Source organism: Microlunatus spumicola (assembly GCF_039536445.1).
Classification (GTDB): Bacteria; Actinomycetota; Actinomycetes; order Propionibacteriales; family Propionibacteriaceae; genus Microlunatus; species Microlunatus spumicola.
The window spans coordinates 546,027-564,644 of sequence record NZ_BAAAYR010000004.1; the positions used below are offsets into that span (position 1 = coordinate 546,027).

Genomic DNA, 18,618 nt, shown 5'->3' on the forward strand with positions numbered 1-18,618 from the left:
GGGCCTCCGGTCACGTTCCAGCGGGGGCGAGGAACCCGGGAACGCGGAAACCTGTGCACCGATGTCGGTGCACAGGTCTCCACGATCAGTCGTGCCGGGGTCAGGCCTTGGCGCCCCAGGTCTCGTTGCGCGCGGGACGGTCCGTACGCGGACCGCGACGCGGCGGACGGGCGCCACGGGGGCCACCCTGACCGCGACCGGCCGGTCGGCCACGACCCGGACGACGGGCCGGCGGGTCGACGATCGCCCGGAACTGCGCGTCGCCGATCGGCTCGCCGGTCGGGCGGTGCCCGCCGGTGAGCGCCTCGAGCTCGGGCGAGCCCTGGCTCCCGATCATGGTGTCGGCGTGCACGTCGCCCTGGCTGAGCAGCCGGGTGACCTCACGACGCTGGTGCGGCAGCACGAGGCTGACCACGACGCCGGTGCCGCCGGCGCGCGCCGTACGACCGGCGCGGTGCAGGTAGTCCTTCGAGCTCGCCGGCGGGTCGATCTGCAGGACCAGGCCCACGTCGTCGACGTGGATGCCGCGGGCCGCGACGTCGGTGGCGACGAGGACGGGCAGCTGCCCCTCCTTGAACGCCTCGAGGATGCGGGTGCGGGCGCCCTGGGTCAGGCCGCCGTGCAGCGCACCGGCGAGGACGCCGGCGTCGCGGAGCTGCTCGGCCACGCGGTCGGCACCGCGCTGCGTCCGGGCGAACACGATGGTCCGGCCCTCACGTGCCGCGATCTCGGCCGTCAGGGGCGCCTTGTCGTGCGGGGCGACCTGGACGAGCAGGTGGGACATCGTCGTGACGCTGGCCCGCGCCGAGTCGACCTCGTGGGTGACCGGGTCGTTCAGGTACTGCCGGACGATCCGGCCGACGCCCGAGTCGAGCGTCGCCGAGAACAGCAGGCGCTGCCCGTCGCCGGGGACGGTGTCGAGGATCGTCGTGACGGCCGGCAGGAAGCCGAGGTCGGCCATGTGGTCGGCCTCGTCGAGGACGGTGACCTTGACCTGGCTGAGGTCGAGCTCGCCCTGCTCCATGAGGTCGATGAGCCGGCCCGGCGTGGCGATGACGATGTCGACGCCGCGCGAGAAGGCCCGCAGCTGCGGGACGTAGGACATGCCGCCGGCGATCAGGACGGTCGACAGCCCGGTCACGCGGGCCAGCGGCTCGAGCGCCTCGTTGACCTGCATGGCCAGCTCGCGGGTCGGGACCAGGACCAGGCCGCGCGGGGGCTTGCCGCCACCGCCCGTGAGGTTGGCGATCATCGGCAGGCCGAAGGCCAGCGTCTTGCCCGACCCGGTCTGGCCGCGGCCCAGCACGTCGCGCCCGGCGAGCGCGTCGGGGATCGTGGCCGCCTGGATCGGGAACGGGGTGCTGATGCCCTGGGCGTCCAGCGTGGCGACGATGTCGGCGGGGACGCCGAGGTCGGCGAAGGTGCCCTCGAAGGCGGGCGTCGGGGTCACGTTCTCGGTCTCGGTCGTCATCTCGTCCACGTTCTCGGGCTCACGGTCGGTGTCACGCTCGCGGGGCGGGCGGACCTTGCTGATGTTCGGGCTCGAGGCGTGGTGCGCCCGGTCGGACCGGTCCGCGTACGCCCGGTTCCCGGCCTTCTTGTCGTCGTAGGAGTCGAAGAAGGACGGACGACCCGACGAGGTCCGCTGCGGACGGTCGTCACGCTGCGGGCGGTCGTCGCGGTTGTACGAGGGACGGTCGTCCCGGTTGTACGACGGACGGTCGTTCCGCTGCGGGCGGTCGTCCCGGTTGAACGAGGGACGGTCGTCGCGGTTGTACGACGGACGGTCGCTGCGCTGCGGGCGGTCGTCGCGGTTGAACGACGGACGGTCGCTGCGCTGCGGACGGTCGTCCCGGTTGAACGACGGACGGTCGCTGCGCTGCGGACGGTCGTCCCGGTTGAACGAGGGACGGTCGTTGCGCTGCGGGCGGTCGTCCCGGTTGAACGAGGGACGGTCGTCCCGGTTGTACGAGGGACGGTCGCTGCGCTGGGGCCGGTCGTCGCGGTTGAACGACGGACGGTCGCTGCGCTGCGGGCGGTCGTCCCGGTTGAACGAGGGACGGTCGTCGCGGTTGTACGACGGACGGTCGCTGCGCTGGGGCCGGTCGTCCCGGTTGAACGACGGACGGTCGCTGCGCTGCGGGCGGTCGTCCCGGTTGAACGACGGCCGGTCGTCGCGGTTGAACGACGGACGGTCGTTGCGCGGCGCACGGTCGTCGCGGTTGAACGCGGGACGGTCGTCGCGGTTGTACTGGGGGCGGTCGTCGCGCTGGGGACGGTCGTCACGCGGCGGGCGCGTGGACCACTCGCCGCGGGCGCGGCCGGTGTCGTTCCGACCGCCGCTGTCGCGGGCGGGGCGCTCGCCGCGCAGGGGCGGACGAGGCTGGCCGCCGCTCCGGCGGGTGCTGTGACCGCGGGCGGCGCGCTCGGCGGCCGACCAACGCTTCTTGGGGATGCCGTCGGCACCCTGGGACTTCGGGGACATGCGTGTCTCACTTCTCGCCCCGACAACGGGGCCGCTCGGTCAGGTACGTCCACGACCGTGATCGACTGCCGCACCCCACCGTCATGGGAGGGAGGCGTGAGCAGGAGGGGGAAGACGAACCCAGGTGCGCCGCTCTCGGTGGAGGGCGCGGGTGTCCCGAAGGTGGATTTGCCGCTCGGGTGATCCGAGTCTACAGTCCTTCGCCCCTCACGTCGAAACGTGCGCGCGCGACCCTCGTCACCCTGGTGGCGACCGTGTGCCGGCGTACGCCGATCGCGAGCGAGCCGCGTCGGGCGCCGGGCTCAGCCGACGAGGCTGACGAGCAGGTCCGCGCGGGAACGGCCGCGGGCGACGACGTCGGCGTTGGCCTGGTCGCTGCCCAGCGCCCACGCGACCGCCTCGTCGTGGTCGCTGCCGTAGCCCTCGCGTCGCCGGACCAGCCGGCCCACGCGCACGTCGTCGGGCAGCTGCAGGTACCAGCTCTCGTCGAGCAGCGGGGCGACCTCGGCCCACGCGCCCTCGGTGCTCAGCAGGTAGTTGCCCTCGGTGACGACGAGCGGCACCTCGCGCGCCACCGGGACGGCGGACCCGAGCGACGCCTCCAGGGCCCGGTCGAACTCGGGGGCGTGCACGACGTCCTCGTGCTGGTCGCGCAGCCGGCGCAGCAGGGCCACGTAGCCGCCGACGTCGAACGTGTCCGGGGCGCCCTTGCGCTCCCGACGGCCCCAGGCGACGAGCGTCGGGTCGGCGAGGTGGAAGCCGTCCATGGGCACGAGCACGGCCAGGTCGGGACCGAGCGCGCGGACGACGGCGCTGGCCAGGGTCGTCTTGCCGGCCCCGGGCGGACCGGTGACGCCGAGCAGCGCCCGCTGCCCCGGCACGGCCATCCGTCGGGCCCGCTCGACCAGCTCGGCCACGCTCAGCCGCACCGGCACGGGGCTCCCGTCCGCCCCGGGCTCGGGACGGGCGGGACCGGCGGACGCGACGCTCATGGCCCCACCCTGCCATCGCGCGCGCCGGCGAGGACACGCGCGTACAGGTCCTCGATCGCCTGCGAGAACACGTCGGGGTGCTCCATCAGGCCGAGGTGGCCGCAGTGCTCCACGCGGGTGGCGGCCGCGCCCGGCAGCAGCTCGATGATCTTGTCGGTGTGCTCGATCGGCGTGATCATGTCGTCGATCCCGCCGACCACGGCGCAGGGAACACGGCCCAGCACCGCGAACGCCTCGTACTCGTCGAGCTCGGAGAAGGTCGGGTAGAAGTCGGCGACCACCTCGAGCGAGGTCTCGCCGAGCATCTCGCTGGTGAGCTCGACCAGGTTCCCGGGGACGTCGGAGCCGTACGCCATCCGCCGGGTGACGACATAGCCGACGTCGCTGCCCGCCTGCCGGCCCCGCTGCACGAGCTCGGGCACGCGGTTCAGCCCGGCGAGCAGCGGCGGGGCGACCTTGGAGAACGCCCAGCCGGGGATCGCGCGGACCGGCGAGTAGTCGGCCATCTCCCCCGCCGACGTGGAGAACAGGGCGACGCCCCTGACCTGCGGCCCGAAGAGGTCGGGGTAGGAGAGCGCCAGGTGCATGATCGTCATCGCGCCCATGGAGTGCCCGACGAGCACGACGGGGCCGTCGTCGGTGAGCTCGGCGAGGACCTGGCGCAGGTCCTCGGCCAGCTGCGGCACCCGGCAGTACTCGGCCGAGGAGTGCCCGGAACGTCCGTGCGAGCGCTGGTCGTAGAGGACCTGCCGCACCCGCCCGCGGAAGTGCTGCCGCTGGTAGAGCCAGCAGTCGAGGCTGAGCGCGTAGCCGTGCACGAGCACGAGCGTCGGCGCGTCCGGGGGCAGCGGCTCGCCCTCCGTCCCGTACGCGGCCCGCGGGTCGTCCGCGCGCTCGTCGACCTCGGTGTGCAGCGGGACGCCGTCCGGGGTCCGGACCGTCGGGCCCTCCGAGCGAGGCAGGACGATCCTGTCGCCGCCCCCGGCCGCCCGCCCGACCCGCTGGCCGATCAGGCGCTGCTCGAGCTCCAGCCCGACCGCGACGGCGCCCGCGGCGAGCGCGAGGACGCCCGCGACCGACGGCAGGCGCGGGGCCGGGCGCGCCATCAGCGGTCCTGCGGCGTCGCGTGGAGGTGGTGCCTTGGCACGCGGGCCCCGACCCGGGTGACGATCTCGTAGCCGATGGTCCCGCACACCGCGGCCCAGTCCGCCGCCGTCGGGCCGTCGGCCTCCGTCCCGAAGAGGGTGACCTCGTCGCCGGGCTCGTCGCGCGCGCCGGGGCCGAGCTCGACCACCAGCTGGTCCATGCAGATGCGGCCGCGCACGGGCGCCCGCCGACCGCGGACGGCGACCTCCGCGACGTTGCCGGCGTGCCGCGGGACCCCGTCGGCGTAGCCCAGCGGGACCAGCCCGACGACGGTGTCCTCGGGCGCGGTCCAGGTCCAGCCGTACGAGACCCCGGCGCCCGCGTCGACCCGCTTGACCAGGGCGAGCTGGGCCCGCAGCCGCATGACGGGCGTGAGCGTGACGCCGGCCAGGGCGGCCAGCCCGGGAGCGGGCTCGATCCCGTACGCGGCGATGCCGACCCGGACGAGGTCGAAGCGGGCCTCGGGCAGCACGAGCGCGGCCGCCGAGTTCGCGAGGTGGCGCAGCTGCGGCTGCAGGCCGGCGAGCCGGGCCCCGGCGTACGCGCGGTCGAACGCGGCCAGCTGGACGGCGGTCGCCGGGTGGCCGGGCTCGTCGGCCGCGGCCAGGTGCGACCACAGCCCGACCAGCTCCACCGCGCCGGCGCCCTCCGCCTCGGCCGCGGCGGTGAAGAGCTCGGACCAGCCGTGCTCGGGGGCACCGTTGCGGGTCAGGCCGGTGTCGACCTTGAGGTGCACGCGCGCGACGCGTTCGGCGACCGCGGCGGCCGCGGCCAGCCGGGAGATGTCCTCCGCGCTCGCGGCGGACACGTCGACGTCGGCCGCGACCAGGGGGCTCAGGTCCTCGTTCGGCCCGTAGAGCCAGCAGAGCAGCCGTCCGGTGTCGCCCGCCGCGCGCAGGGCCAGCGCCTCGGTCGGGGTGGCGACGCCGAGCCACGAGGCCCCGGCGACCCGGGCCTCGCGGGCGCAGGCCACCACGCCGTGCCCGTACGCGTCGGCCTTCACGACGACCATCAGCGCGGCGTCGCCGACGTGCGCGGCCAGGGTGGCGACGTTCGCGCGGAGGGCGGCCAGGTCGATCTCCGCGCTGGCGGTCACGGGGTCGAGGCCGGGGGCCGCTCCCCCGCCGGTCCCGCTCGGGTCGAGCTCCTCGCGGGGGTTCACGGGTGGCGCTCCTGCCACCACGCACCGAGCTGGTCGGCGCAGCGTTCCGCGAGCACGTGCGGCGGCAGCGGGCCCGGGTGGGCCGCGGCGGTGACGGCCTGCAGCGAGGCGGCCAGGACCGCCGCCTCGTGGGCGGGCCGGCCGGCGGCGAGGACCGCCGCGCACAGCCCGCCGAGCGTGTCCCCGGAACCGGCCTGCCCCGTCCACGCGGGACCGGGCACGGCCAGCTCCACGGTCCGGACGCCGGGCCGCGCGACGAGCTGGGTCGAGCCCTTGAGCAGCACGGTCGCCCCCGTCCGCTCGACCCCGGCGCGTACGGCGGCCAGGGGGTCGTCCTCGACCTCGGACCGGGCGACGCCGAGGAGCTTGGCGAGCTCGCCCGCGTGCGGGGTCAGCAGCCACGACTCCGGCAGCTCGTCCGGCCGGAACCCGAGCCCGTCCGCGTCGAGCACGCCGGGCAGGCCCGAGTCGACCGCGGCGGCGACCGCCTGCGTGCCGTCCGGCCGGTCGCCCCAGCCCGAGCCCAGCAGGTGGGCCTGGACGCGGCCGTCCGCGAAGACGACGTTCGGCAGGTTCGTGGTGAGCACCGCGTGCGCCGACTCCGGACCCAGGAACCGCACCATCCCGGCACCGCCGTGCACCGCGCCGTACGTCGCCATGATCCCGGCGCCCGGGTAGGTCTCCGAGCCCGCGTCGACGCCGACCACGCCCTTCGCGTACTTGTCGCTGCGCTGCGCCGGCCACGGCCAGGCGTCGGCGACGCGGGCGACGTCCCAGGCGTCGAGCTCGGGGGTCTCGGTGGTGGGGTCGAGGCCGATGTCGACCAGGACCAGGCGGCCCGTACGCGCGCGGGCCGGTTCGAGGAGGTGGCCGACCTTGACGACGCCGAAGGTGACCGTGACGTCGGCCCGCACGGACGCGCCGGGCACCGCGCCGGTGTCGGCGACGACGCCCGAGGGCAGGTCGACAGCGACCACGGGGACCTCCGCCGCCTCGACGCGGGCCACGAGGTCGGCCACGTCGTCGGGCAGGCCGGGCCGGCCGCCGATGCCGAGGATCCCGTCGAGCACCAGGTCGTAGCGGCGCAGGTCTCCCAGCGCCGTCGGGTCGAGCCGGCGGCCGCCGGCGGCGAGCAACGCGGCCAGACCCTCGGCGTGCGGGGTGCCGAGGACGCCGACGGCCTCCACCCGGACGCCGCGGCGCGCGAGCCGGGCCCCGGCCCAGAGGGCGTCGCCGCCGTTGTTCCCGGGGCCGACCAGCACGAGGACGCGGGTGCCGTACGCGCGGCCCGTACGCCGCTCGAGCTCGCCGGCCACGACCACGGCCAGCCCGGCCGCCGCCCGCTGCATCAGGGCGCCCTCGGGCACCTCCTGCGTCGCGGCCGCCTCGAGGCGCCGCACCTGCTCGACGGTGAAGGCCTGCACGCCGCGACCCTATCCAGTCGCGCCGCCGGGGAACGGGAAAGTTCTGACCGCGACTGCGCGGTTGGAACTTCCCCATACCGCGCGACCCGCTGTTCAGCCCTCGCAGACGACCACGGCGGAGGCGATCCCGGCGTCGTGGGACAGGCTCACGTGGATCGACGTGATGCCGGCCTCCTCGACCTGCGCGGCGACGGTTCCGCGGACGACGAAGTGCGGGCGGCCGCGTTCGTCGGTGACGATCTCGGCGTCCTGCCAGGACATGCCCTGCGGTGCGCCGAGGGCCTTGGCCAGCGCCTCCTTGGCCGCGAACCGCGCCGCCAGGGACGCCACGGACCGCGACGCCTCGGTGGGCGTGAACAGCCGCGCCGCCAGCCCCGGACGCCGCTCCAGCGTCGCCCCGAACCGCTCCACGTCGCAGACGTCGATCCCGACCCCGACGATCACCTAGGCCGCACTGACCACGGGAGTCTGGTACTCAGCACGGCAGATCTGCCGTGGTGAGCAACGGTCTTTCACGTAAACGTGAAAGTCCTGGGACGCGAGGGACCGCACCGACGCCTACTCGACGGTGACGGACTTGGCCAGGTTCCGGGGCTGGTCGACGTCGTGGCCCTTCTGCGTCGCGAGCTCGCAGGCGAAGACCTGGAGCGGGACGGTGGCGACCAGGGGCTGCAGGAGGGTGGAGACGCGGGGCAGCGGGACGAGGACGTCGGCGTACGGCAGGACCTCGTGGTCGTCGGCCTCGGCGAGCACGATCGTGCGGGCGCCGCGGGCGCGGATCTCCTGCAGGTTGGACAGGACCTTGTCGTGCAGCAGGTCGCGGCCGCGCGGCGGGATCACGACGAAGACGGGCAGCCCGTCCTCGATCAGCGCGATCGGGCCGTGCTTGAGCTCGCCGGCGGCGAAGCCCTCGGCGTGGATGTACGCCAGCTCCTTGAGCTTGAGCGCACCCTCGAGGGCCACGGGGTAGCCGACGTGGCGGCCGAGGAAGAGCACGGACGGCTCGTCGACGAAGTCCGACGCCAGCTTGAGGACCGGGTCCATGTCCTCGAGCACCCGGCTGATCGCGTCCGGCATCGTCGCCAGCTCGGCCATGACCGTGGCGATCTCGTCCCCGAACTTCGTCCCGCGGACCTGCGCCAGGTAGAGCCCGAGCAGGTAGCAGGCGACGACCTGGGTGAGGAAGCCCTTGGTCGAGGCGACGCCGATCTCCGGACCGGCGCGCGTGTAGATGACCGCGTCGGACTCGCGCGGGATGGTCGAGCCGTTGGTGTTGCACACGGCCAGGACCCGGGCCTGCTGCTCGCGCGCGTGCCGGATCGCCATCAGGGTGTCGGCGGTCTCCCCCGACTGGCTGATCGCGACGACGAGCGTGGTCGGGCCGACGATCGGGTCCCGGTAGCGGAACTCGCTGGCGAGCTCGACCTCGCAGGGGATGCGGGTCCAGTGCTCGATGGCGTACTTGGCGACCATGCCGGCGTACGAGGCCGTCCCGCAGGCGACGATGACGATCTTGTCGATCCGCCGCAGCTCGGCCTCGGAGATGCGGATCTCGTCGAGCGTCAGGCGGCCCTCGGTGTCGTGGCGCCCGAGGAGGGTGTCCGCGACGGCCTTCGGCTGCTCGTAGATCTCCTTGCGCATGAACCAGTCGAAGCCGCCCTTCTCGGCGGCCGACAGGTCCCAGTCCACGTGGAAGGGGCGGACCGGCGCCGGGGCGCCGTCGAAGTCGGTGACCTCGAGGGTGGTGTCGGTGATGACGACGACCTGGTCCTGGCCGAGCTCGACGGCCTCGCGGGTGTGCTCGATGAAGGCGGAGACGTCGGAGGCGAGGAAGTGCTCCCCCTCCCCCACGCCGACGACCAGCGGGGAGTTCCGTCGGGCGGCGACGACCGAGCGCGGGCCCTGCGCGTCGACGGCCACGAGCGTGAAGGCCCCGTGCAGGCGGCGGCACACCGCGCGCATCGCCTCGGCGAGGTCGAGGCCGGCGGCGACCTGCTGGCCGAGCAGGTGCGCGACGACCTCGGTGTCGGTCTCGGAGACGCAGGTGACGCCGTCCTCGGCCAGCTCGGCGCGCAGCGCGGCGTAGTTCTCGATGATGCCGTTGTGCACGACGGCGACACGGCCGTCGGCGGAGACGTGCGGGTGCGCGTTGGTGTCGGTCGGGCCGCCGTGGGTCGCCCAGCGGGTGTGGCCGATGCCGAGCCCGTCGACGGGCAGCGGCCGGGCCGCGAGCTCCGCGTCGAGGTTGGCGATCTTGCCGGCCTTCTTGCGCACGTGGAGCCGCCCGCCCTCGACGACGGCGATGCCGGCGGAGTCGTAGCCGCGGTACTCCAGGCGTCTGAGGCCTTCGACGACGACGGCCAGCGCCGACCTCGGACCGACGTAGCCGACGATTCCGCACATGGGGGGAAGCCTACGGGAGCACGCGGAGGCCGACCCGGAACGCAGGTTTCCTCCGCCGCGTCGGTCGTCGGGGGTCAGGACCTGCCGCGCGCACTACTGTCGTCGCCTGTGGTGACGCAGTCGCAGGCGCTCCGGACCCGGGCCGGGCGCAGCCCGTACGTCGAGCGCAGCCGGGCCGACTGGGCCGCGCTGGCGACCGAGGACGCGCTCGGGCTCGACGCGTCGACGCTGGAACGGGTCCGCGGGCTCGACGACCCGACGTCGCTGCAGGACGTCCGCGAGGTCTACCTGCCGCTGAGCGGGCTGCTGACCCGCTACGTCGACCTGACCGGCGAGCTGCACCGCAGCACCGGCGACTTCCTGCACCTGTCGGTCGGCCGGACCCCGTTCGTCATCGGCATCGCCGGCTCGGTGGCCGTCGGCAAGTCCACCACGGCCCGGCTGCTGCGCGAGCTGCTCGCCGCCTGGCCGGGCCACCCGGACGTGGCGCTGGTGACGACCGACGGCTTCCTGCACCCCAACGCCGAGCTCGAGCGCCGCGGCCTGATGGAGCGCAAGGGGTTCCCCGAGTCGTACGACCGGCGTGCGCTGCTGCGGTTCGTCATGGACGTGAAGTCCGGGCAGCCCGAGGTCGTCGCCCCCGTCTACAGCCACCTCGTCTACGACATCGTCCCGGACGAGCAGGTCGTGCTGAAGAGCCCGGACATCCTCATCGTGGAGGGCCTGAACGTCCTCCAGCCGGCCGTCGCCCGCGCGGACGGGACGAGCGGCCTGGCCGTGAGCGACTTCTTCGACTTCTCGGTCTACGTCGACGCCGACCCGGCCGACATCCGCGCCTGGTACGTCTCGCGCTTCCTGTCGCTGCGCGAGACCGCCTTCCGCGACCCGCGCTCCTTCTTCTCCCGCTACGCCGAGCTCACGAGCGCGCAGGCGGTCGCCCGCGCCGAGCACCTGTGGGACACCATCAACGGGCCCAACCTGCACGACAACATCCTGCCCACCCGCGGGCGGGCGACCGCGATCCTGCGCAAGGGTGCGGACCACCGGGTGGAGTGGGTCCGCATCCGCAAGGTCTGAGCGGGTCCGCTCGAGGGCTCAGCCCTTGATCGACCCCCGCCGCGCCGACAGCACGCACTGCACCTGCTGGTCGATCTTGACGTCGCTGCTGACCTTCCAGTCGTGCGAGGACCCGGGCTCGGCGTCCTTGACCACGGCGACGCCGCGGGCCACCACGTCGGAGCCCTGAGGCACGATCCAGGAGACGACGACGACGATGTCGCTGCTGTCGTCGGAGCTGTTCTTGACCGTGCCGGTCGCCTCGACCGGACCCTTCGCCGCCGTGCAGCCGGTCATCGTCGTGTCGGAGACGATGCCCTTCTCCTTGGTCAGCGTCGGCACCGTCACCAGCTTCGGCGGGGAGATCACGCCCGTCGACGACGCGGCGGGGGCGGGCGCGGGCGCCTCCTGCGCGGGCTCGTCCTTCGCCCCGCTGCAGCCCGCGAGCGTGGCCACCAGCAGCGCCAGCCCGGCCGCCGCGGCGCCCAGGTCCCTGCTGCGTCCCGAGATCTTCATGTCACTCCTTCTTCTTCTTCTTGCCGAGGGGTCGCCGGAGCCCGAGGATTAGGCTGCCGGCCAGCACCAGGAGCATCCCCAGTGCCGGTAGTGCGGGTCCGAACGGCGCGCCGGTGTTCGGCAGATTCGTGTGGGTCGGGTTCGAATGCGTCGGGTTCCCGTCGCCGCCGTCGGTCCCGCCGTCATCGGTGCCGCCTCCGTCGGTGTCGCCGCCGCCGGGGCGGCGGTCGACGGTGACGGTCACGGCCGAGGTGTCGAGCACCCCGTCGTCGCCGAGCCCGGTCGCCCGGACGGCCGCGGTGTTGCGGATCTGCCCGGCGCGCTCGTCGGCCGCCGTGATCCGGTAGGAGCCCGAGGTGCAGACCGTGCTCGCCCCGGGGGCCAGCGTGGTGATCGGGCAGCTGACCGTGATCCCGGCGTCGGCCAGCATCGCGTCGTCCACCCGCAGCCCGGTCAGGCTGAGCGTGCCCGTGTTGGTCACCGCGAAGCGGAAGGCCACCCGGTCACCGGCGTCCGTACGCCCGTCCCCGTTGCGGTCGTCCACCGGCAGGGCCGTCTTGACCAGGGTCGCCGCGGCCACGCCGGCGAGGTCGGTCCGGGTGCTGTCCGGGTTCGACACCACGGCGGCCCCGTCGGGGCCGGTCGCCCGGGCCGTCGCCGTGTTCAGCACGGCGCCGGCGTCCACGTCCGCCTGGGTGACGACGTAGTCCACGGTGGTCGCGCACCCGGTCGACGCACCCGGGGCGAGCTCGGTGGCCTCGCACCGGACCGCGCCGGCCTTGGGGTCGACGACGGCGACGGCGGTGACGGGACGGGTCCCGCTGTTGGTCACCGTGAACGTGTAGGGCACCACGTCCCCCACGCCGGTCACGCCGTCACCGTCGACGTCGACGGGCGTCCCGGCCCGCTTGTCGAGGCTCAGGGTGACCAGCCCGAACGGGGTGCTCGTCGTGTCCGGCGCGGAGGTGACGTCGTCGCCCGCAGGGGAGGTCCCGGTCGCGCGGGCGGTGTTGTCCACCGACCCGAGCCGGGCGTCCTCCGCCGTGACCGTGCGGTCCCCGGAGCAGGTGGTCGACGCCCCCGGGGCCAGCCCGGTCTCCGGGCACGTCGCCCCGCCGTCGAGCCGGGGATCGTCGATCCCGACGCCGCGCACGGTGGTCGCGCCGGTGTTGGTGACCACGAAGCCGTAGCGGACCGTGTCCCCGGCGCCGAGCACCTGGTCGCCGTCGACGTCGACCGGGGTGGCGGTCTTGTCCACCGTCAGGCTCGAGGCGGCGCGCAGCGGCGTGGTGGCGGTGTCGTCGTCACGTCGCACCGTGCCGTCGGCGTCCGTGCCCGCCACCGCGGCCGTGGTCGTCAGCCCGCCGGCGTCGACGTCGGCCTGGGTCAGGACGTACGGGGCGGCGGTGCAGCTGCTCTGCGCCCCCGGCGCCAGCGTCGCGACGGTGCAGACCACCGCACCGGTCGTCGGGTCCGTGACCGTCACGTTCCGCAGGGTCAGGGTGCCGGTGTTGCGCACCCGGTAGGACCGGGCCACGGTGTCGCCGGCGTCCAGGCCGTTGCCGTCCACGTCCACCGGGACGCCCGTCTCGACCGTCACCGCGACGCCGCTCGTGCCGACGACCTCGGTGGTCGTGCTGTCGGACGGGGAGACGACGGGCGTGCCGTCCGGCGCGGCCGCCGTGGCCGTCGCGGTGTTGGTCACCGAACCGGCGTCCACGTCGGCCTGGGTGAGGACGTACGTGCCGGTGCAGGTCACCGTCGCCCCCGGGGCCAGCGTCGTCGCCGGGCAGGTCGTCGTCGGGAGCAGCGGGTCGTCGATCCGCAGGCCGGTGACGGTCAGCGAGCCCTGGTTCGTCACGGCGAAGGTGTAGGTGACGGTGTCGCCGGCGTCGACCCGCCGGTCACGGTCGACGTCGACCGGCGCACCGGCCGTCTTGTCGAGCGCGAGGGCCCCCTGGCCGCCGGTCGGCGTCGTCTCGGTGTCCCGGTTCGAGCCCACGGCCCGTCCGGTCGGGCCGGCGCCCGTCGCGACCGCGGAGGTCAGGACCCGGCCGGCGTCGACGTCGGCCTGGGTGATCGCGTAGGTGGCCGTGCAGGTCGTGCTCGCCCCGCCCGCCAGGCTCGTGGCGGCGCAGCCGAAGCCGGACGGCACGGCCGCCGAGGCCACGACGACCCCGTCGACGGTGACCGAGCCGGTGTTGGTGACCGTGACGGTGTAGGCGACGGTGTCGCCCGCGTCCACGACCCCGTTGCCGTTGACGTCGCCCGGGACGCCGCTGAGGTCGAGCGCCAGCGCGGCGGTCTGGTCGAGCGGCGTACGGGCCTCGGCGCCGGCCGAGCCGACCGGGCGACCGGCACCGTCCGTCCCGCTCGCGCTCGCCGTGTTCACGAGCTCGCCGGCGTCCACGTCGGCCTGCGTGATGACGTACGACGCCGTGCAGGTGAGCCGGGCGCCCGGGGCCAGCGTCTGGTCCGGGCACGCGACGCCGGCGATCCGGGCGTCGGTCACGGTGATCGCCGAGACCGTGGACGAGCCGGTGTTCGTGACGACGAAGGCGTACGCCACGGTGTCGCCGGCGTCGGTGCGCCCGTCGCGGTCGACGTCCACCGGGGCGCCCGCGGTCTTGGTGAGGGCCAGCCCGGAGACGGTGCTGACGGGCGTGGCCGTGGTGTCGCGGTTCGACGTGGTCGTCGTGCGGTCGGGCGCCGTGCCGACGGCCACCGCGCTGTTGCGGACCGTGCCGGCGTCGACCTCGGCCTGGGTCAGCACGTGGGTCGTCGTGCAGGTGGTCGTCGCCCCGGGGGCGAGGTTCGTGGTCCGGCAGGCCGGGTTGCCGAGCGTGGCCTCGACGGCCACGCCGCTGAGCGTCACCGCGCCGGTGTTCGTGAGGGTCACGGTGTAGCCGACCGTGTCGCCCGCGTCGGTCACGCCGTTGCCGTTGGCGTCGACGGGCAGGCCCGCCCCGAGGTCGAGCAGCAGCGCCGCGGCCGCCGACGTCGGCGTCCCGGTGCTGGCCGGCAGCGAGGTGACCGTCCGGCCCGCCGGGGTCCGCCCGCTGACCGTGGCCGTGTTGTCGACCGACCCGCGGTCGACGTCGGCCTGGGTGATCCGGTAGCCGGCCGTGCAGGTGGTCGACCCGCCGACGGCCAGCGTCGTGGTCGGGCAGGCGACCGGGCCGGTCTTCGGGTCGGAGACGACGAGCCCGGTCACCGTGACCGTGCCCGGGTTGACGACCTCGAAGGTGTACGCCACCGTGTCGCCCGCGTCGACCCGGCCGTCGGCGTTCACGTCGACGGGGGTACCGGCCCGCTTGACCAGGCTCAGCGCGCCGGCCTCGGCCAGCGGCGTGGTCGTCCGGTCGGCGTTCGAGGCGACGGGTGCCCCGGCCGGCCCGACCGCGGTGGCGGTGGCCGTGTTCCGGACGACGCCGGCGTCGAGGTCGGCCTGGGTCAGCACGTACGTGCGCGTGCAGGTCGCCCGGGCGCCGGGGGCGAGCGTCGTGACGTCGCAGACTGGGTCGCCCGGCAGGCCGTCGTCGACCACGAGGCCGGTGAGGGTGCTGTCGCCGCCGTTCAGCACGGTGGTCGTGTAGACGATCGTGTCGCCGGCGTCGAGCCGCCCGTCGCCGTCGGTGTCCGCGGGCGCGCCGGCCGCCAGGTCGAGGCTGAGCGTGCCCGTGACGCGGACCGGGGTGCTGGTGCTGTCGGACGCCGACCGCACCGGCGCGCCCCCGGGCCCGGCGGCCGAGGCCGTGGCGGTGTTGTCCACGGTCCCCGCGTCGACGTCGGCCTGCGTGAGCTCGTGGACGGCGGTGCAGGTCGTCGAGCGGCCCGGGGCCAGGACGGTCGCGCCGCAGGTCAGGCCGGTCACGCTCGGGTCGTCGACCGTCACCCCGGTGAGGCTCACCGTGCCGGTGTTGACCAGCGTGAACGTGTACGTGATCGTGTCGCCGGCGGCGATGCGGCCGTTCCGGTCCGTGTCGGCGGGCGCGGCGGCCGCCTTGTCCAGGCTGAGGCCCGTGCTACCGCCCAGCGGCGTGGTCGTCGCGTCGTCGTTCGAGACGGTGAGCGTCGCGCCCGGGGTGGAGCCGGCGACCGTGGCCGTGTTCACCAGCGTCCCTGCGTCGAGGTCGTCCTGGGTGAGCGTGTAGCTGCCGGTGCAGGTGGTGCTCGCGCCCGGCGCGAGGGTGCGGACGGCGCAGGTCGCCGTGCCTAGCAGGTCGTCGCGGGCGGTGAGCCCGGTCAGGGTCACCACGCCGGTGTTCGTGACCGCGAACGTGTAGGTCACCGTGTCGCCCGCGTCGAGCCGGCCGTCGCGGTTCGCGTCGACGGGCGCGCCCGCCGTCAGGTCCAGCACGAGGGTGCTGTCGGTGGACACGGGCGTGGTCTCGGTGTCGGGCAGCGCCACGACGGCGGTGCCGTCGGGGGCCGTGCCGGCGGCCCCGGCCCGGTCGACGACCGCGCCGGCGTCCACGTCGGCCTGGGTGATCGTGTAGGTCGCGGTGCAGGTGAGGGTGGCCCCGGGCGCGACGACCGCGGCCGGGCAGCCGACCGCGCCGACCCTGGTGTCCTGCACGGCGGTGGCGGAGACGGTGACGACGCCGTCGTTGGTCACGGCGTAGGTGTAGGTGACTGTGTCGCCGGCGTCGGTGCGGCCGTCGCCGTTCGCGTCGACCGGGGTGGCGGCGCTCAGGTCGATCCGCAGGGACGCCGCGGTCGCGGTCGGCGTACGGACCGTGGCCTCGTCGGACGTCGTCGCCGCGCCGTCGGGGCCCGTGCCCGCGGCCGTCGCCGTGGTCAGGACCGCGCCGGCGTCGACGTCGGCCTGCGTCACCACGGTCGAGCCGGTGCAGACCGCCTGCGCGCCCGGCGCGAGGTCGGCCGGCAGGCAGTCGGCGGGGGCGCCGAGCCGGGCCCCGGTCACGGCGACGCCGGTCAGCGTGAGGGTGCCGGTGTTGACCACGACGAAGCGGTAGGGGACGACGTCGCCGGCGTCGACGAGGCCGTTGCCGTTGGTGTCGGTCGGCGCCCCCGCGGTCGCGGAGATCGTGAGCGTGGAGACCGCCGAGGTCGGCGTGGTCTCGCTGTCGCCGGCCGCGACCACGTCGGCGCCGGCCGGGTCGGTCCCGGTGGCGGTGGCGGTGTCCGTGACCGACCCGCGGTCGACGTCGGCCTGCGTGAGGACGTACGTCGCCCGGCAGGTGAGGGTGCCGCCCGGGGCCACGGTGGCCCCGTCGCAGGTCAGCCCGCCGGTCCGCAGGCTGTCGCCGACCACGACCCCGCTGACCGTGACGGTGCCCGGGTTGGTGACCACGTAGGTGTAGGTGACGGTGTCCCCGGCGTCGACCCGGCCGTCGCCGTCCGTGTCCACGGCGGGAGCGGCCCTCAGGTCGACCACGAGCCGGGCCAGCTGCGGCAGGACCGTGGTGACGGTGTCGGCCGGCGACCCGACGACCGCGCCGGTCGTGGTGCGCCCGGAGACGGTCGCGGTGTTGACGACCGAGCCCGTGTCCAGGTCGGCCTGGCTCAGCGCGTAGAGGCTCGTGCACCGGACGGTGGCCCCGGGGGCGAGCGTGGTCGTGGGGCAGCTGATCGTGCCGAGGACCGGGTCGTCGACGACGAGGCCCTGGACGGTGACGGCACCGGTGTTGGTGACGTCGAAGGTGTAGCGGACGGTGTCACCGGCGTCGGCGCGCCCGGAGCCGTTCGTGTCGAGCGGGGCGTCGGCCCGGAGGTCGAGGCGGAGCCCCTCGCGGGTGGCCAGCGAGGTGGCGGTGCTGTCGGCGGCGGAGCGCTGCACCGTCTGGTCGGGGCGGGTGCCGCGGGCGGTCGCCGTGTTGGTCAGCGAGCCCGCGTCGACCTCGGCCTGGGTGAGCACGTGCTCCCCGGAGCAGGTCGTGACGGCGCCCGGGGTGAGCGTGGTCGTCGGGCAGCCGGCGTCCACGAGCGCGTCGTCGACGCGGACGTCGGTGAGCGTCAGCGCACCGGTGTTGGCGACCCGGAAGGTGTAGCGGACCGTGTCCCCGGCGCTGGTCCGGCCGTCGGCGTTGGTGTCGAGCGGCGGCGCGGCGCTCTTGTCCAGGGTCAGGCCGGCGGTGGCGGCGAGCGGAGTGGAGGTGCTCGCGGCGGGCGAGACCACGGCCGCCCCGGTGGGCGAGCTGCCCGCCGCCGTGGCCGTGTTGTCCACGCGCCCGGCGTCCACGTCGGCCTGGTCCAGGGTGTAGGTCGCGGCGCAGGTCGTCTGCCGCCCGGGCGCCAGGCTGGTCGCGGCGCAGGTGACGTCGCCGCCGACCAGCGCGTCGCGGACGGTCACCCCGTTCACGGTGACCGACCCGGTGCTGGTGACCACGAAGGTGTAGCGGACCGTGTCTCCGGCGTCCAGGCGGCCGTCGGCGTTCGCGTCGACGGGGGCGCCCGCGGCCTTGGTGAGGGTCAGCGCCGCGCGGGTGTCGGTCGGCGTCTCCGCGGTGGCGGGGCTCGAGCTCACCGTGCCGCCGTCCGGGCGGGTGCCGGACGCGGTCGCGGTCTCGAGCACCGTCCCGGCGTCCACGTCGGCCTGCGTCACCGTGTACGTCAGCGTGCAGGTCGTGGCGGCCCCCGGCACGAGGACGGTCGAGGGGCAGGTCAGCGTGCCCGGCAGGGTGTCGGCCACGGCCACGCCCGAGAGCGTCTGCACGCCGGTGTTCGTCACCAGGGCCGCGTACTCGATGCGGTCACCGGCGTCGACCCGGCCGTCGCCGTCGACGTCGACCGGCCGGCCGGCGGAGAGCGCGAGGGACACCGAGGCGGCGCTGCTCGTCGCGCTGGTCGCCGTGACCGGCGGCGAGGTCACCGTGGCGCCGGTCGGGGTCACGCCGATCGCGGTCGCGGTGTTGCTGACGCCGCCCGCGTCGACCTCGTCCTGGGTGATCGCGTGGCTGGCCGTGCACGTGGCGCGCACGCCCGGCACCAGGGTGCGGACGTCGCAGCTCACGGCACCGACCCGGGCGTCGCGGATGTCGACGAGCGACAGCGTCACCGCGCCGGTGTTCGTCACGACGAAGGTGTACGGCTGCCGGTCCCCGGCGCCGATGCGGCCGTCCCGGTCCACGTCGACGGGCGTGCCCGCGGTCTTGACCATGACCAGGGTGGCCGTCGGGTCGGTGGGCGTCCGTGTGCCGGACGTGGGCGAGGTGACGGCGCCGCCGCGGGGGTCGGTGCCCGTCGCGGTCGCGGTGTTGACGACGGCCCCGGCGTCGACGTCCGCCTGCGTGATGGCGTACGTGCCGGTGCAGGAGGTGCCGGCCCCCGGCTGCAGGGTGCTGGTCGGGCAGGTGACGGAGCCGAGGCGGGGGTCGGAGATCCCGAGGTTCGTGACGGTCAGCGTGCCGGTGCTCGTGACGGCGAAGCGGTAGGTGATCGTGTCGCCGGCGTCGACGCGGCCGTCGGCGT

General features: G+C 75.0%; 10 protein-coding genes. 1 reads left to right on the forward strand and 9 read right to left on the reverse strand.

Features of this window, described 5'->3' with window-relative positions:
• Positions 1-100: 100 nt before the first annotated feature.
• The 7 genes from ABD665_RS15600 to glmS form a co-directional block, all read right to left on the reverse strand.
• A complete protein-coding gene (locus tag ABD665_RS15600; RefSeq protein WP_204913537.1) occupies positions 101-2,485 on the reverse strand; it encodes a DEAD/DEAH box helicase in 2,385 nt (794 codons plus the stop codon).
• 302 nt (positions 2,486-2,787) lie between these two features.
• Positions 2,788-3,477, reverse strand: coding sequence for a nucleoside/nucleotide kinase family protein (locus ABD665_RS15605; RefSeq protein ID WP_204913538.1), 690 nt, complete (start codon positions 3,475-3,477; stop codon positions 2,788-2,790).
• Positions 3,474-4,583: an alpha/beta fold hydrolase gene (locus ABD665_RS15610; protein ID WP_204913539.1), complete on the reverse strand. Its 1,110-nt coding sequence runs from the start codon at positions 4,581-4,583 to the stop codon at positions 3,474-3,476. Before ABD665_RS15610 ends, ABD665_RS15605 begins: the two co-directional genes overlap by 4 nt.
• Entirely contained in the window at positions 4,583-5,785 is a 1,203-nt protein-coding gene (alr, locus tag ABD665_RS15615) for an alanine racemase (protein ID WP_344742502.1), read from the reverse strand. The genes ABD665_RS15610 and alr overlap by 1 nt, the downstream gene beginning before the upstream one ends.
• Complete coding sequence (locus ABD665_RS15620) at positions 5,782-7,209, reverse strand: NAD(P)H-hydrate epimerase (protein ID WP_344742503.1); 1,428 nt, start codon at positions 7,207-7,209, stop codon at positions 5,782-5,784. The genes alr and ABD665_RS15620 overlap by 4 nt, the downstream gene beginning before the upstream one ends.
• A gap of 93 nt (positions 7,210-7,302) precedes the next feature.
• A complete protein-coding gene (locus tag ABD665_RS15625) occupies positions 7,303-7,653 on the reverse strand; it encodes a holo-ACP synthase (protein ID WP_204913540.1) in 351 nt (116 codons plus the stop codon).
• A 114-nt stretch (positions 7,654-7,767) separates the two neighbouring features.
• The gene (gene glmS / locus ABD665_RS15630; protein ID WP_204913541.1) at positions 7,768-9,612 is read right to left on the reverse strand and encodes a glutamine--fructose-6-phosphate transaminase (isomerizing); all 1,845 of its coding nucleotides are present in this window, start codon (positions 9,610-9,612) and stop codon (positions 7,768-7,770) included.
• 111 nt (positions 9,613-9,723) lie between these two features.
• Between glmS and coaA the strand changes: the two genes are divergently transcribed.
• Positions 9,724-10,689: a type I pantothenate kinase gene (gene coaA / locus ABD665_RS15635; protein WP_204913542.1), complete on the forward strand. Its 966-nt coding sequence runs from the start codon at positions 9,724-9,726 to the stop codon at positions 10,687-10,689.
• A gap of 18 nt (positions 10,690-10,707) precedes the next feature.
• Here coaA and ABD665_RS15640 read toward each other — a convergent pair whose 3' ends face one another.
• The gene (locus ABD665_RS15640; RefSeq protein ID WP_204913543.1) at positions 10,708-11,184 is read right to left on the reverse strand and encodes a hypothetical protein; all 477 of its coding nucleotides are present in this window, start codon (positions 11,182-11,184) and stop codon (positions 10,708-10,710) included.
• A 1-nt stretch (position 11,185) separates the two neighbouring features.
• A partial coding sequence (locus tag ABD665_RS15645) for a beta strand repeat-containing protein (protein WP_344742504.1) occupies positions 11,186-18,618 on the reverse strand: 7,433 nt, incomplete at its 5' end.